Source organism: Microbacterium luticocti DSM 19459 (assembly GCF_000422405.1).
In the GTDB taxonomy this organism is placed as follows: domain Bacteria; phylum Actinomycetota; class Actinomycetes; order Actinomycetales; family Microbacteriaceae; genus Microbacterium; species Microbacterium luticocti.
In genome coordinates this window covers 48,661-62,862 of sequence record NZ_KE383826.1, presented here as the reverse complement: position 1 = coordinate 62,862, position 14,202 = coordinate 48,661, and the positions used below count along the sequence as shown (strand labels likewise).

Sequence of the window (14,202 nt, the reverse complement as noted above, 5' to 3'; positions counted from 1 at the left end):
CGGCCGGAGTCGCGAGCGTCTTGGGCCGGGTTCCGTTGCGGCGCGTGGTCCGTTCCGGGGTGCGCTCGTAACGGGCCGCGCCGATCTTCGCCGTCGCTTCCGCGTCGACGAGATCCTGCAGGCCGGCTTGCAGCATCCGGCGGAACACGTCCGAGTGGGCAAGCTCAGGGTCGGCGAGGACTTCGCCGATCAGGGTTGTCAGGGCAGACTGGTAGTGGGTCATCGTGGGATCTCTCCTTTGCTTCTTGCCGGAAACAACTGGTCATCCCACGGTGGCCCTCCATCGTCAACGACGACGAGGACCCCGCAGGAAATGACACCACGCTATGGGACTCACCCCGCCGCGAACGGCACACAGCCCACTAACGCACGAGCAGGCACCCGCCGACCGGCCGATATATCAGTACAGTGGATACGCCGCGCTTCGGCGTGGCCTATCCGGGGGGATCCGTCCGACGCCCGGGCCCGCGGCGTCAGCCCGGCCCGGGCGTCGTATGGGCTCATGCAACATTTCTGTCACCATCTGCGCCGACTCTGCTGCCGAGGGCACGACTTCGCTACGTTTGAGTCAATCCGGCGCACGGTGTGCCGGTACGTAGCAGAACGGCAACACATGAGCACGCAGGGCACCGTCAAGTGGTTCAACTCGGAGAAGGGCTTCGGCTTCATCGCCCCCGATGACGGTGGCGCCGACGTCTTCGCGCACTACAGCGCGATCCAGTCGAGCGGCTACCGCTCCCTCGAAGAGAACCAGCGCGTCGAATTCGACGTCGCCCAGGGCCCCAAGGGCCTGCAGGCCGAGAACATCCGCGCGCTGTAGCGCGGACGCACTCGCCGACACGGCGCGCAGGCTCAGCTGCCGGTCATCCGATCGTAGGCGGCCAGAGCCTGCGCGTCTTCGGCGTGCCGCATCGCGCGGCGCGCGGCATCCAGGGCCTCGACCGGGTCGACCGGCTGCCGGGCCTTGGCCAGTTCGTCGCGCGCGGCCGCCAGTCGCACACGGGCGTCGGCACCGGCGCCGGCGACGGATGCCTCGGCATGCGCGATCGCGTTCTGCGCCGCCGCGATCGTGCCGGGCAAGGCCGTCCGCGCCCCCCGCAGTCGCTGCTGCGCCGTGCGGGCATCGCCGAGCGCCAGATCGAGACGGTCCCGCAGCCGCGCGATCGCCTCGACCGTCGCGGTCGGCCGGCGCGCGGCATCCCGGACCGCCTCGTCCAGCCGGGCCTGAGCCTCGTCGATCGCCGCACCCAGCCGCTGCGAGGCGTCGGGCTCGAGGTTCTCGCGCACGTTGAGCGCCTGCCGGATCGCCTCGCGCGCCGCGTCGTGCTCACCGGCGACCGCGGCGGCGGCCTGGGTGACGGCCCGGTGCACGTCTTCGAGGCGCTGCGCGGCACACCGTGCTGCCCGGATGCGCCGCTCGGCCAGCCCGAGGTCGGCGAGGGCGCTGCGGGTCGGGTCGGCGGCAGCCGCGCCGGCACGGTCGAGCAGGGCCGTGGCCTGGTCGAGGTCGTCCTGAACGGTGGATGCCGCGGCTGCAGCATCCGTCCACTCCGACTCGTCGAACCGGTCCGACAGGGTGCGCACCAGCGCGCCGGGATCACCGATCTGCTCGCGCAGCAGCTGCAGGCGCCCCCGGGCCGCCTCGATCTGTGCGGCGGCCGACGTGTTGCGCTGCATCCAGTCCTCGTGCTCGGCGCGCGCGTGCGCGACCTGCGCGAGCACCTCGTCGACGCGGCCGGCGATGCGCGAGGCGCGCCGGCGCACCTCGTCGGGCAGCAGCCCATCGTCGCCGAGGGCGCGGAACTCGTCGAAGGACCGGTCGCGCACGTGCTGCGCCGTCATGCGCGCGCGGCGCAGGCCGGGTGGCGCGTCGCCCCCGTACATCGCGCCCGACAGGCCGACCTCGAGGTCGAGCTCTTCGACCGCGTCGTCCAGGCGCACGAGCGCCGACCCGGCCGCGGTGCGCGCGCGCTCGGCCTCGGCGCGGGCACGGGGCGAACGGCGCGCGGCGCGCAGCCCGAGTCCGATCGCGATCACCGCGAGCGCGGCGACGCCGAACACCACCAGCGCGGGCACCAGCCAGCGCAACACCGCAGCCGTGAGCACCGCGGCATCCATCTCAACCGGCCCCGGCCTGGTCGATCAGCAGCAGCGCACGCAGGTCGTCGACGGTGTCGACGACGGCCTGGGCGCCGTCGGCCTCGTACGGCCAGCTGAACCCCCAGCGCACGAAGATCACCGGCACCTCGTGCTCGGCGCCGCCCTCGACGTCGTGGTGGCGGTCGCCGATCAGCACCGGGCGGCTGGTGTCGGCACCGGCCGCCTCGAGCCGGCGCAGCGCCTCGGCGACGATGTCGGCCTTGCGGCTGAGCGTCTTCTCATCGGGGGTCGAGCCCACCAGGGCGGTGAAGCAGGGCGCGAGGTCGAAGCCCTCCATGAGCGCGACGACCTGTACCTCGGGCTTCGAGCTGGCCGTCGCCTGCGCCAGGCCCGTGGCATCCACCTGCCGGATCAGGTCGGCGACACCCGGGAACAGCCGCGCGCCGGTCAGGTAGCCGTCGTGCCTGGCCAGCGCGCGGTAGTAGGCGACCGCCTCGGACGACTGCTCCGGCGTCATGCCGACGTTGACCTGGAACGAGTCGAACATCGGCGGCCCGATCCAGTGCGCGAGCTCGTCGCGGCGCGGCGCGGGGTGCCCGAAATGCTCGAGCGTCACCGACAGGCGGCGCAGAATGCCCTCGGATGCGTCGATGATCGTCCCGTCGACATCCCAGAGGATGCAGGTCCAGGGCGAGCGCGGCGACATGCCTCCAGCCTAGGCGGGCGCGGCGGGCCGACCGGTGGAGGTTTCGCGGCCGCGTCGGTCAGAGACGGCGATCAGAACAGGCGCGGGGCGCCCGATTCGATGCCCTTCATCTGGTCGTAGTCGAGGGTGACACACCGGATGCCGCGGTCTGCGGCGAGCACTTTGGCCTGCGGTTTGATCTCCTGGGCGGCGAACACGCCGGTCACCGGGGCCAGGTGCGGGTCGCGCCCGAGCAGGTCGAGGTAGCGGGTGAGCTGCTCGACCCCGTCGATGTCGCCGCGGCGCTTGACCTCGACGGCGATCGTGCCGCCGGCCGGATCGCGCAGCAGCAGGTCGACCGGGCCGATCGCGGTCGGGAACTCGCGGCGCACCAACTGCAGGCCCTCGCCGATGACACCGACCTGTTCGGCGAGCAGGCGCTGCAGGTCGGCCTCCACACCGTCCTTGACCAGGCCCGGATCCACGCCCAACTCGTGTGACGAGTCGTGCACGACGTCGTGGATCTGCACGATCAGCTCGTCACCGCTCTTACGGTGGGTCACGCGCCACTGTTCGATGACGCCCGCGGCCGCGGCATCCTCGTCGGGAGATTCGACCACCAGCGCGCACGGCGGGCTCATCCAGTTCAGCGGCTTGTACGATCCGCCGTCGGAGTGCACCAGCAGGCTGCCGTCGCCCTTGTGCACGAGCAGCCGGGTGGCCAGCGGCAGATGCGCGTTGAGCCGGCCGTGGTAGTCGACGGAGCAGCGGGCGATGACAAGACGCACCCGACGAGCCTACCCGCGGGCGGGGTCGCCGCAGGCCGGGTGGCGGCGCGGTGGGAGGATCGTCGGGTGGGTGACTCGCGGGCGCAACAGGGCACGGATGCCGCGGGCCGGCGCGCGTCGCTGACCGTCGCCGCGCTCAGCCTGGGCACGACCCTCAACCCGTTGAACTCGTCGATGATCGCGGTGGCGCTGCTCTCGCTGCTGCACGATTTCGATCTCACGGTGGCGACGGTGACCTGGGTGATCACCGTCTTCTACATCGCCTCCACGGTCGGTCAGCCGTTGATGGGCCGGGTGATCGACGCGTTCGGCGCGCGCCGTATCTTCATCGCCGGCATGGCGCTCGTCGTGGTCGCCGGCGCCATCGCCCCGCTCGACGGGTTCGCGCTCGTGCTCGTCGCCCGCGGCGTCATGGCGGTCGGCACCTCGGTCGCCTTCCCCGCGGCGGTCGCGCTCGTCGGACCGCTCGCCGAACGCGCCGGGGCCTCGCCGCCGCGCCTGCTCGCGCGCATCCAGATCGCCAACACCACCGCCGCAGCCCTCGGCCCGGTCGTGGGCGGACTGCTCATCGCCCTGGCCGGGTGGCCCGCGATCTTCCTGGTGAACATTCCGCTCGCCCTCGCGGCACTGGTGGGTGTGGCGGTGCTCGCGCCGCGCGACCGGCCGCGCACCGCGGTCACCGGCGCGGCGGTGCTGCGCGTGCTCGACCCGGCGGGCGTCGTGAGCTTCGCGGTCGCCGCGGTCGCGCTGCTCGTGGCCGCGCTCGGCGCCGCCGGCGACGCACTCTGGCCGCTGCTGGCGGTAGGCGCGCTCGCCCTCGCCCTGTTCGTCTGGCGCGAGCTGCGCGCTCGCGTGCCGTTCATCGACGTGCGGATGCTCGCAGCCACGCCGGCGCTGACCTGGACGTACGTCGGGTTCACGGTGTTCAGCGCGCTCTACTACCTGGCGTTCTTCGGTCTGCCCCAGCTGCTCGAGTCCGCCGGTGGATATTCGACCGCGGTGGTCGGGCTGCTCATGCTCCCGCTGTCGGGCACCACGATCGCGCTGGCCCCGGTGGTCGCCCGTGTCATCGACCGCCGAGGCCTGAGACCCGTGCTCGTGGCCACCGCCGTCACGCTGCTGGTGTCGGCCGTGGCGCTGGGCCTCGGAGTGGTCACGACCGCGCCGGTGCCGATGCTCGTCATGGCCGCGTTCATGGGCGTGCCGTACTGCATGGGATCGCTCGCGATGACCGAGGCGGTGCGCCGCGCCGCCCCGCCGAACGCGGTGGGAGTGGCATCCGGGCTGCTGCAGTCGACGCGCTACCTCGGCGCGATCGCCGCGACGGTCGTGCTCGGGCGCATGCTCTCGGGCGGGGCGGATGCGTCGGCCTGGGCCGGTGTCACCATTGCCGCCGTCGCCATCGGGCTCGTGCATCTCGTGGTCGCGCTGGTCGCGGCATCCGCCCTGCACCGTGCCGCGTGACGGCAGCGCCTGCCCGCCCGCTCTCCCGCCCTCGCCTCCCTCCCGCCCGCTCCCCCGCCCCCGCCTCCCCCCGCTGCCTCAGTTGCCGCGAATGGTCGGAAGATCGCGATCATGACGACCATTTGCGGCAACCATCGATCTGACGGCCGGAAAGCGGATCGGGACGGGACGGGCAGGGATACCGAGCCGGCCGGTCGGGTCAGGGTTCGGTCGAGTCGGAGGGGACGGGATGCCCGACCCCGATCGCCGAGCCGTGCAGCGGGCGGGCCGCACCCGAGGCCAGGCCCGATGCCACGATGAGCGCGACGATGATGTAGAGCGTGTTCAGCAGCCCGATGTGGTCGCTGATGTAGCCGAGCACGGGGGGACCCGCCAGGAACGCGACGTAGCCGATCGTCGCGGTGGCGCTCACCCGGGCGGCCGCCTTCGCCGGGTCGTCCGCCGCCGCCGACATCCCCAGCGGGAACCCGAGGGATGCACCCATCCCCCACAGCGCGGCGCCCACGAACACCAGCGGCAGGCTCGGCGCGAGGATGAACAGCAGCAACCCGCCGCCCGCGAGCACCGCCAGGATGCGCAGCGTCAGCACCCGGCCGAACCGGTCGACGAGCGGTCCGCCCAGCACGCGCACCCCGGTCATGCACACCGAGAACGTCGCCAGCGCGGCCGCTCCGAGTGCCTCGGGCGCGCCATGCCCGTCGACCACCCCGAGCGCCAGCCAGTCGTTCGCGCCGCCCTCGGCGAACGACATCCCGAGCATGATCAGCCCGAGTGCATAGGTGCGCGGCTCCTTCCACGCCGACAGCGCGAGGGTCAGCCGGTCGCGCCAGCCCGCCTTCGCCGCCGCGGGTGCGTCCATCGCCGCCTCACGGGACGGCACGTTGGCGATGCTGATCACGGCGATCACCACGATCACACCGGCCATGATCGGCAGGTGCACCGCCGGTGGCATCCCCGCCCCGATCGCCGCGACGCCGGCACCGATCACGGTGCCGAAGCTGAAGAACGCGTGGAACAGCGGCAGGATCGTCCTGCCCATGTGTTTCTCGATGGCCGCGCCCTCGACGTTCATCATCACGTCGAGGCATCCGTTGCCGAATCCCCACAGGACGAGTCCGACGGTCACCAGCGCGACCGAATGCAGCAGGTCGGCGCTCACCCCGATCACCGCGACGCCCACTGCGAACGTGAGCATCATCACCAGCATCCCCCGCCGCGCGCCCCACCGGGCGAGCACGACGGAGCTCGTCGACAGGCCGAGGATCGACGCGAGCCCCCCGATCAGCAGCATGAGGCCGACGTCGGTGCGGCTGATCTGCAACGCGTCGCGGATCGCCGGGACCCGCGCCGCCCAGGTTGCGATGCTCAGCCCGCTCGCCATGAAGATCGCGAAGATCGCAGCGCGCCAGCGCACCAGCTGCGACCGGGTCAGCACAGGATCCATCGCGCCAGTGTATCGAATCGATTCGGGGCCGTCGATCGAGCCGGAAGTGCGACCTCGGTCGAGCCGGAGATCGACCTGTCGTTCGCGCGCATCGTCAGGAGATCGACGCCCGGCCGGCCCAGGCGTGCGGCCGGTAGCATCGGGGGCGATGAGCACCCGCAGAGCCACGATCGCCGACGTCGCCCGCACCGCCGGCGTCGCACCGTCGACGGCGTCGGTGGTGTTCAGCGGCAAGACTGCGGTGTCGGATGCCACCAGGCAGCGCGTGCTCGACGCCGCCGCCGCGCTCGGCTACACCGGCCCCGACCCGCGGGCGGCCTCGCTGCGCCGCGGTCGCAGCGGCATCGTCGGGGTGGTGGTGCAGGGGCCGCTGGGCACCGTGTTCCTCGACCCGGTCACCCGCCTCATGATGGACGGCATCGCCGACGGCGTGGCGGGACTCGGCGCCGGCCTGCTGCTGCTGCGCGACGACGTTCGCGACCACGACGCCGCCCGCGAGCACGCACTCACGACCGCGCCCCTGGATGCCGCGGTGCTCGTCGGCTGCAACCCCCGCATGCGCGATTCGCTGGCGACGCTGCGCGGTCGTGGCATCCCGGTCGTCGTCATCGAGGGCGACGCCGGCGAAGGGGTGCCGCGCATCGACCTCGACAACCGCGAGGCGCAACAGCAGATGGCCCGGCACGTGCGCTCGCTCGGTCATCACCGCGTCGCCATGGTGGCCCTGCCGCGCGACGCCGCACGCGAACGCGGCTGGCTCGTCCCCGGCGACACGATCACCGTCGACGTCACCCGCGATCGGCTGGCGGGCATGCGCGAGGAGTTCCCGGATGCCGGTGCGTTCGCCGCCGCGGCCAGCTCGATCGACGAGGGCCTGATCGCCGGGCGTGTGCTGTTCGCCGACCCGGCCACCCGGCCGACCGCGGTGCTCGCCCAGAGCGACCTGCTCGCCGCCGGAGTGATCCGCGCCGCCGAAGAGGCCGGGCTACGGGTGCCGCACGATGTGAGTGTGACGGGATTCGACGGCGTGAACGTCGACGGCCTCGCCCCGTACGAGCTCACCACGATGGCCCAGCCCGCCGCCGACAAGGGGCGCGCGGCCGGTCATGCGGTGGTCGCGATGCTCGAGGGGCGGGATGCCGCGTCCTTCCGCTTCACGTGCACCTTCCACCCCGGCAACACCACGGCCCCGGCCTGACAGACGTCGACATCACCGGGCGGTCCCCGCCTGGGGATGAGTGGGCCGTGACCCGTAGGATGGATTCAGACCCGCGAAACCGGAGGAGGCCGCGCGCATGCTGACCCTCCTCGCCGCGTTCGCCCTGGTGCCGCTGCTCATGCCGGTGCTGGTACGTCTCTTGGGGGCCCGCGCCTTCTACGCCGCCGCGATCCTGCCGCTGATCGCATTCGTGCACACCGCACTGCAGGGACCGACTGTTCTCGGCGGGAACATTCCCACTGAGGAATACGACTGGATCCCCAGCCTCGGCATCCACCTGACCATGCGCATGGACGTGCTCAGCTGGGTGCTCGCGCTCATCGTCACCGGCATCGGGGCCGTCGTGCTGCTGTACTGCCGGTGGTACTTCGCGGGTGGCACGCTCGAGGGCGTCGGGCAGTTCAGTGCAGTGCTGCTCGCCTTCGCCGGCGCGATGTACGGACTCGTGCTCATCGACGACATCGTCGTGCTGGTGATGCTGTGGGAGGTCACCAGCGTCCTCAGCTACCTGCTCATCGGCTTCTACCACCGCCGCGGCGCGAGTCGTCGCTCCGCGCTGCAGGCCCTGCTGGTCACCACGGTCGGTGGGCTGGTCATGCTCGTCGGGGTCGTGCTGCTGGTCGTGCAGTCCGGCACCACCAGCATGGCGGCGATCATCGCCCACCCGCCCGCAGGCCCGGTCGTCGACGCCGCCGTCGTGCTCGTACTCGTGGGCGCCCTGAGCAAGTCGGCCATCTTCCCGTTCCACTTCTGGTTGCCCGGCGCCATGGCCGCGCCCACCCCGGTCAGCGCCTACCTGCACGCCGCCGCCATGGTCAAGGCGGGCATCTATCTCATCGCCCGCCTGGCCCCGGCGTTCGCCGAGACCGCGCCCTGGCGCCCCGTGCTCATCGGCCTCGGCGTGTTCACCATGCTGCTGGGCGGGTTGCAGGCCCTGCGTGAGACCGACCTGAAGCGCATCCTCGCCTTCGGCACCGTCAGTCAGCTCGGCCTGCTCACCGTCGTGCTCGGTTACGGCACCCGCAATGCCGCGCTCGCCGGCCTCGCCCTGCTGATCAGCCATGCCCTGTTCAAGTCGAGCCTGTTCCTGATCGTCGGCGTGATCGACCGACAGCTGTCCACCCGTGACATCAGGGAGCTGTCCGGTCTCGGCCGCCGCGCCCCGGTGCTGGCCGCGGCATCCGTCGTCGCCGTCTGCTCGATGGCGGGGGTGATCCCGACGCTCGGGTTCGCCGCGAAAGAAGGCGCGCTGGCGGCGCTGCTGGATGCCTCGGCGGCCGGCTCGACGTGGGGACTGGTCGCCCTGGTGGGCATGGCCGTGGGATCCGCGCTGACCGCGGCGTACGGCATCCGTTTCGTCTGGGGTGCCTTCTGCCGCAAGAAAGACGCGAACCGGCAGCGTATTCCCGATACGGAATGGCCCGTTCCGCCGGCCGGATTCGCCGCCGGACCGGTCGTGCTGGCCGCGCTCAGCCTCGCCGCGGGGCTCGGCGCCGGCTGGCTCGATGCGGCCGTCACCGGCTATGCCGACACCGTGCCCGCCGACCCGAGCGCGCACCCGGCACACCTCGCGCTGTGGCACGGCGTCGAGCCGGCGCTGTGGATATCGCTGGGCACCCTCGCCGTGGGCGCGGTGGTGTTCTGGGCCACCCTCGCCGTGCGCCTGGACCGCCGCTCGCGGCTGCTGCCGTTCTCGGCACCGGGCGCGTACAACATGGCGTTGCGCGGCATCGCCCGCCTGTCGGTGCTGGTCACCGGCGCCACCCAGCGCGGATCGCTGCCGCTGTACGTGGGCACCGTGTTCGTCGTGTTCGTCGCCGCCGAAGGCACCGCGCTGCTGGCCGACCCGCACTGGCGCGCGCAGCTGGACGCGTGGCAGTCGCCCGCCCAGGTGTTCGCCGCGCCGCTGATGATCCTTGCCGCGCTGATCGCCGTGCGTGCCGGCAAGCGCTACACCGGCGTGGTGCTGGTGTCGGTCACCGGGCTCGGCATGATCCTGCTGTTCGCCACCAGCGGCGCCCCCGACCTCGCCCTCACCCAGGTGCTCGTCGAGACCGTGACGATGGTGGCGTTCGCGCTCGTGCTGCGCCGCATCCCGTCCCGCATGGGCGAGCACCACGCCTCGGTGTGGCCTCTCGCCCGCGCCGTGATCGGCGCCGCCGTCGGGCTGACCATGGCCGCCATCGCGATCGTCGCCACCGGCGCCCGCATCCACGCCCCGATCTCCGAGAGCTTCCCCGAGCTGGCCTACGAGTTCGGGCACGGCCGCAACGTCGTCAACGTCGCCCTCGTCGACCTGCGCGGCTGGGACACCATGGGCGAGCTGTCGGTGCTCATCCTCGCGGCCACGGGTGTGGCATCCCTCGTCTTCGTCACCCACCGCGCCGACCTGCTGTCGGCCACCGCCGCACTGCCCCGACGCGTCGGCCGCTCGCGTCGGCCCCTGATCGAGACCGCCGACGGGCTGCGCCGGCAGGGCGCCGGCAGCGCACCGGGCCGCCGCGCCTGGCTCGTCGGCAGCCAGCGGGTGCAGGCGCAGGAGCGTTCGATCATGCTCGAGGTGATCGTGCGCGTGCTCTTCCACACGATCATCGTCGTCTCGCTGTACCTGCTGTTCGCCGGACACAACCTGCCCGGCGGCGGGTTCGCCGGCGGGTTGGTCGCCGGCATGGCCCTGGTCATGCGGTACATCGCCGGCGGCCGGTACGAGCTGGGCGCCGCCGCCCCCACCGACGCGGGCCGGTTGCTCGGGGTCGGGATGACACTGGCCGTCGCCTGCGCGGTGATCCCGGTGCTGTTCGGTGCCGCGCCGTTGACCAGCGCCGTCATCACCGCGGACGTGCCGGTGCTCGGGCACCTGGAGTTCGTGACCTCGACCATCTTCGACATCGGCGTGTACCTGGTGGTGATCGGTCTCGTGCTCGACGTGCTGCGGAGCCTGGGCGCCGAGGTCGACCGCCAGGGCCAGCAGGCCCGCGAACGGGCGGAGGCGCGATGACCGTCAGCGGGATCCTCATCGTGATCATGGCCGTGCTGTTCGCGTGCGGCGTGTACGCCATGCTCGAGCGCAGCCTGACCCGTGTGCTCATCGGCTTCTTGCTGCTGGGCAACGCCACCAACCTGCTGCTGCTGATCGTGATGGGCGCGCCCGGCGACGCGCCGTTCTTCGGCGAGACCGACAAAGACCGCATGAGCGACCCGCTGCCGCAGGCGCTCACCCTGACCGCCATCGTCATCACGTTCGCCGTCTCGGCGTTCCTGCTCGCCCTCATCTACCGCTCATGGCAGCTGGGCAAGGCCGACACCGTCGCCGACGACGAAGACGACATCGCGCTGCGCGGGGCGGCGCACGAGGCCGACGAAGACGCCCTCGACGACGAGGTCGAACTCGAAGACGCCGACGACGAGATCAGCACCGACTTCATCGATGTCTCGACCGCACCGATCACCGTGCTGCACCACCGTGACCATCCCGCGATCGACGACCATGCGCCCGTGGACCGGGGGGACCGCCCGTGAACGCCCTGATCCCGCTGATCGTCACGCTGCCGCTGCTGGGGGCGGCCGTGGCGCTCGTGGCCGCACGTCACCGGCGCGTGCAGGTGGCGGCATCCGTCGTCACCCTGTCGGCGGTGCTGGTGATCGCCGCGATCCTGCTGGTGGCGGTGGATGCCTCGGGCACCCCGCTGGCGGTCTCGGTGGGCGGCTGGCCGGTGCCGTTCGGCATCGTGCTCTACGTCGATCGGCTGGCGGCGCTGCTGGTCGGGGTGTCGGCGGTGGTGCTGCTGGCCGTGCTGCTGTTCTCGGTGGGTCAGGGCTCGGCCGACGGCGACGACGAGACGCCGGTGTCGATCTTCCACCCGACCTATCTGATCCTCGCGGCCGGGATCTTCAACGCGTTCATCGCCGGTGACCTGTTCAACCTGTACGTCGGGTTCGAGATCCTGCTGGTGGCCTCGTACGTGCTCATCACCCTCGGCGCCACCGAGTCGCGCATCCGCACCGGGGTGGTCTACATCGTGGTGTCACTGGTGTCGTCGATCCTGTTCCTGGCCGCGATCGCCATGGTCTACGGGGCGCTGGGCACGGTGAACATGGCGCAGATCTCCGAACGGATGAGCCAGCTGCCCGAATCGACCCAGCTGGTGCTGCACCTGATGCTGTTGATCGCGTTCGCGATCAAGGCGGCGGTGTTCCCGCTGTCGTTCTGGCTGCCCGACTCGTACCCGACCGCGCCGGCGCCGGTGACCGCGGTGTTCGCGGGGCTGCTCACCAAGGTGGGCGTGTACGCGATGATCCGCACCGAGACGCAGCTGTTCGCCACCAGCGACGTGAACACGCTGCTGCTGGTGGTGGGCCTGGCCACGATGATCGTGGGCATCCTGGGCGCACTGGCGCAGGCCGAGCTGAAGCGCATCCTGTCGTTCACGCTGGTCAGCCACATCGGCTACATGGTGTTCGGCCTGGCGATCGCCACGCCCGCGGCGTTCGGCGCCACCGCGTTCTACATCGTGCACCACATCGTGGTGCAGACCACGCTGTTCCTCGCGGTCGGGCTGATCGAGCGGCAGGCAGGGTCGACCTCCATCCTCAAGGTGAAGGGGCTCATGCGTGCCGCCCCGGTGCTCGCCGTGCTGTTCTTCATCCCCGCGATCAACCTCGGCGGCCTACCGCCGTTCTCGGGGTTCATCGGCAAGTACGCCCTGTTCGACGCCGCCGCGCAGGTGGGCACACCGCTGATGATCACCCTGATCGTGGGCGGCATCGTCACCTCGCTGCTCACCCTGTACACGCTGATGCGGGCGTGGAACCTGTCGTTCTGGCGCGAAGAGGACGAGCCCGAACCGGAACCCGAGGCCGAGACCCTCGCACGCATCGGATACCTGAAAGAGGCGCCCGAGGCATCCGTCGTCACCGAACGCCGCGCCATCCCGCGCATCATGACCGCGGCCACGGCCGCGATGGTAGCCGTCACCGTCGCGCTGACCGTGTTCGCCGGGCCGCTCTACGACCTGTGCGCACGCATCGGCACCGGCATCGCCCAGCCGGTGCATCTCGAGCAGCTGCAGCAGGAGGTGGACCAGTGAACGCGCTGAAGGTCGTCTGGCGTCAGCTGCCGTTCTTCGTGTGGCTGATCGCCCTGTGGATGCTGCTGTGGGGGCAGTTCACGGTGCTCGCGTTCGTCACCGGGTTGGTCGTGGCGGTCGTGGTGACCCGGGTGTTCCGGCTGCCCCCGGTCGAGCTGTCGGGCCGCATCAACCTGTGGTGGGGGCTGGTGTACGTCGTCGAGTTCCTGGCCGCGGTGGTGCGCAGTTCCCTCACCGTGGCGTGGCAGGCGATCGACTGGCGGCACCGGCCGGGCACGGCGATCATCGCCGTGCGGCTGCGGTGCGACGACGACCTGATCATGACGCACGTGGGGGTGACGGCATCCCTGATTCCCGGGTCGCTGGTGGTGCGCACCGACCGCGACCGGCGCATCCTGTACCTGCACTTCATCGGGGTGCACTCGATGGGGGACGTCGAGAAGCAGCGGCGCAGTGTGCTGCGCTGGGAGGAGCGCATCGTGCGCGCGGTGGGTTCGCGCGCCCAGGTCGAGGCGTTGCGGGATGCCGGGGGTGCCGCGTGACCGTTCTCATCTGGGCGATCTACGCGGTGTTCGCCGCGGCGGCGCTGGTGGCGCTGTGGCGGGTGGTGCGGGGTCCGTCGATCCTCGACCGGGTGGTGGCGGCGGACGTGCTGCTGACCGAGGTGCTGTGCGTGCTCGGGGCCGACATGGTGATCAACCGGCACACGCAGAACCTGCCGGTCATGCTGATCATCGCCGCGGTCGGGGTGTTCGCGTCGATCGCGATCGCCCGGTTCGTGGCGCGGAAGGACGGGCAGTGATGGATGTCTCGGGTTTGGGCGCCGTGCTCGACGTGGTGGCCGCCGTGCTGGTGCTGTGCGGCGCGCTGCTGTGCCTGACCGCCGCGATCGGTGTGGCCCGGTTCACGGATGTGCCCACCCGGCTGCATGCGGCGACCAAGCCGCAGGTGCTCGGGCTGTTGCTGATCTGCCTGGCGATCGCGCTGGCGCTGCGGTCGTGGCCGGTGACGGCGTTCTTGGTGCCGGTCGTGCTGGTGCAGCTGGCGACCGCGCCGCTGGCCGCGCACATGGTCGGCCGGCAGGCGTACCGCAACGGCCGCATCGACCGCTCCGCGATGGTCGTCGACGAGCTGGCCGACGCCGAGGAGCCGCAGGCGCACCCGCATCCCGACCCCAACCCGCGCGAGTACGACTGAGCGCCCCTCGGGTGCGGGCTCTGAGCGCCCCCCGGGCGGGGGCTCGTCGCCCACGCCATCGCCGCACCACGCCATCGCCGTATCCCGCCGTCGCCGCACCCCGCCGTCGCCGTATCCCGCCGTCGCCGCGAAAGTGCTTCTGACGGACGAGGATGCGGGTAGTACCCGCGCTCTCGTCCGTCAGAAGCACTCTCACCGGTGGGGAGGGCGCGGAAGGC

Annotated in this window: 14 protein-coding genes; 9 read left to right on the top strand and 5 right to left on the bottom strand. The window is 71.6% G+C overall.

Annotated features, from left to right (window positions below; genetic code table 11):
* Nucleotides 1-223 (bottom strand): transposase (locus tag H577_RS0114355; protein WP_029146527.1); only part of this gene is annotated, 223 nt, incomplete at its 3' end.
* A gap of 390 nt (nucleotides 224-613) precedes the next feature.
* On the opposite strand from H577_RS0114355, the gene H577_RS0114350 reads away from it, so the two are divergent.
* Nucleotides 614-820 (top strand): cold-shock protein, encoded by a 207-nt coding sequence (locus H577_RS0114350; RefSeq protein ID WP_029146526.1) that lies wholly within the window; start codon nucleotides 614-616, stop codon nucleotides 818-820.
* 32 nt (nucleotides 821-852) lie between these two features.
* On the opposite strand, the gene H577_RS0114345 is transcribed toward H577_RS0114350, so the two are convergent.
* The 3 genes from H577_RS0114345 to nucS form a co-directional block, all read right to left on the bottom strand.
* Nucleotides 853-2,118 carry a hypothetical protein gene (locus tag H577_RS0114345; protein ID WP_029146525.1) on the bottom strand — a complete coding sequence of 422 codons (1,266 nt, stop codon included), beginning with the start codon at nucleotides 2,116-2,118 and terminating at the stop codon, nucleotides 853-855.
* A gap of 1 nt (nucleotide 2,119) precedes the next feature.
* Nucleotides 2,120-2,806, bottom strand: a complete 687-nt coding sequence (locus H577_RS0114340) for an HAD hydrolase-like protein (RefSeq protein ID WP_029146524.1) — start codon at nucleotides 2,804-2,806, stop codon at nucleotides 2,120-2,122.
* A gap of 71 nt (nucleotides 2,807-2,877) precedes the next feature.
* A complete protein-coding gene (gene nucS, locus H577_RS0114335) occupies nucleotides 2,878-3,573 on the bottom strand; it encodes an endonuclease NucS (protein ID WP_029146523.1) in 696 nt (231 codons plus the stop codon).
* A 66-nt stretch (nucleotides 3,574-3,639) separates the two neighbouring features.
* Here nucS and H577_RS0114330 point away from each other — a divergent pair, with 66 nt between their 5' ends.
* Entirely contained in the window at nucleotides 3,640-5,037 is a 1,398-nt protein-coding gene (locus tag H577_RS0114330) for an MFS transporter (RefSeq protein ID WP_051192071.1), read from the top strand.
* Between the two features lie 199 nt (nucleotides 5,038-5,236).
* On the opposite strand, the gene H577_RS0114325 is transcribed toward H577_RS0114330, so the two are convergent.
* Nucleotides 5,237-6,481, bottom strand: coding sequence for an MFS transporter (locus H577_RS0114325; RefSeq protein ID WP_029146521.1), 1,245 nt, complete (start codon nucleotides 6,479-6,481; stop codon nucleotides 5,237-5,239).
* Between the two features lie 148 nt (nucleotides 6,482-6,629).
* Here H577_RS0114325 and H577_RS0114320 point away from each other — a divergent pair, with 148 nt between their 5' ends.
* The 7 genes from H577_RS0114320 to mnhG all read left to right on the top strand — a co-directional run bounded on the left by H577_RS0114320 (nucleotide 6,630) and on the right by mnhG (nucleotide 13,984).
* Nucleotides 6,630-7,679, top strand: coding sequence for a LacI family DNA-binding transcriptional regulator (locus H577_RS0114320; protein ID WP_029146520.1), 1,050 nt, complete (start codon nucleotides 6,630-6,632; stop codon nucleotides 7,677-7,679).
* Between the two features lie 97 nt (nucleotides 7,680-7,776).
* Nucleotides 7,777-10,698: a Na+/H+ antiporter subunit A gene (locus tag H577_RS0114315; RefSeq protein WP_029146519.1), complete on the top strand. Its 2,922-nt coding sequence runs from the start codon at nucleotides 7,777-7,779 to the stop codon at nucleotides 10,696-10,698.
* The gene (locus tag H577_RS0114310) at nucleotides 10,695-11,219 is read left to right on the top strand and encodes a Na(+)/H(+) antiporter subunit C (protein WP_029146518.1); all 525 of its coding nucleotides are present in this window, start codon (nucleotides 10,695-10,697) and stop codon (nucleotides 11,217-11,219) included. The genes H577_RS0114315 and H577_RS0114310 overlap by 4 nt, the downstream gene beginning before the upstream one ends.
* The gene (locus H577_RS0114305; protein ID WP_029146517.1) at nucleotides 11,216-12,787 is read left to right on the top strand and encodes a Na+/H+ antiporter subunit D; all 1,572 of its coding nucleotides are present in this window, start codon (nucleotides 11,216-11,218) and stop codon (nucleotides 12,785-12,787) included. The genes H577_RS0114310 and H577_RS0114305 overlap by 4 nt, the downstream gene beginning before the upstream one ends.
* Nucleotides 12,784-13,329, top strand: coding sequence for a Na+/H+ antiporter subunit E (locus H577_RS0114300; RefSeq protein ID WP_029146516.1), 546 nt, complete (start codon nucleotides 12,784-12,786; stop codon nucleotides 13,327-13,329). Before H577_RS0114305 ends, H577_RS0114300 begins: the two co-directional genes overlap by 4 nt.
* Nucleotides 13,326-13,589, top strand: a complete 264-nt coding sequence (locus tag H577_RS0114295; protein ID WP_029146515.1) for an MrpF/PhaF family protein — start codon at nucleotides 13,326-13,328, stop codon at nucleotides 13,587-13,589. The genes H577_RS0114300 and H577_RS0114295 overlap by 4 nt, the downstream gene beginning before the upstream one ends.
* The gene (mnhG, locus tag H577_RS0114290; protein WP_036285361.1) at nucleotides 13,589-13,984 is read left to right on the top strand and encodes a monovalent cation/H(+) antiporter subunit G; all 396 of its coding nucleotides are present in this window, start codon (nucleotides 13,589-13,591) and stop codon (nucleotides 13,982-13,984) included. The genes H577_RS0114295 and mnhG overlap by 1 nt, the downstream gene beginning before the upstream one ends.
* The last annotated feature ends 218 nt before the right edge of the window (nucleotides 13,985-14,202 follow it).

Excerpts from the sequence above, each read along its gene's own strand:
- H577_RS0114340 (WP_029146524.1), bottom strand. The coding sequence starts at position 2,806 with ATGTCGCCGCGCTCGCCCTGGACCTGCATCCTCTGGGATGTCGACGGG.
- H577_RS0114345 (WP_029146525.1), bottom strand. The coding sequence starts at position 2,118 with ATGGATGCCGCGGTGCTCACGGCTGCGGTGTTGCGCTGGCTGGTGCCC.
- mnhG (WP_036285361.1), top strand. The coding sequence starts at position 13,589 with ATGGATGTCTCGGGTTTGGGCGCCGTGCTCGACGTGGTGGCCGCCGTG.
- H577_RS0114320 (WP_029146520.1), top strand. The coding sequence starts at position 6,630 with ATGAGCACCCGCAGAGCCACGATCGCCGACGTCGCCCGCACCGCCGGC.
- H577_RS0114350 (WP_029146526.1), top strand. The coding sequence starts at position 614 with ATGAGCACGCAGGGCACCGTCAAGTGGTTCAACTCGGAGAAGGGCTTC.
- H577_RS0114325 (WP_029146521.1), bottom strand. The coding sequence starts at position 6,481 with ATGGATCCTGTGCTGACCCGGTCGCAGCTGGTGCGCTGGCGCGCTGCG.
- H577_RS0114315 (WP_029146519.1), top strand. The coding sequence starts at position 7,777 with ATGCTGACCCTCCTCGCCGCGTTCGCCCTGGTGCCGCTGCTCATGCCG.
- H577_RS0114310 (WP_029146518.1), top strand. The coding sequence starts at position 10,695 with ATGACCGTCAGCGGGATCCTCATCGTGATCATGGCCGTGCTGTTCGCG.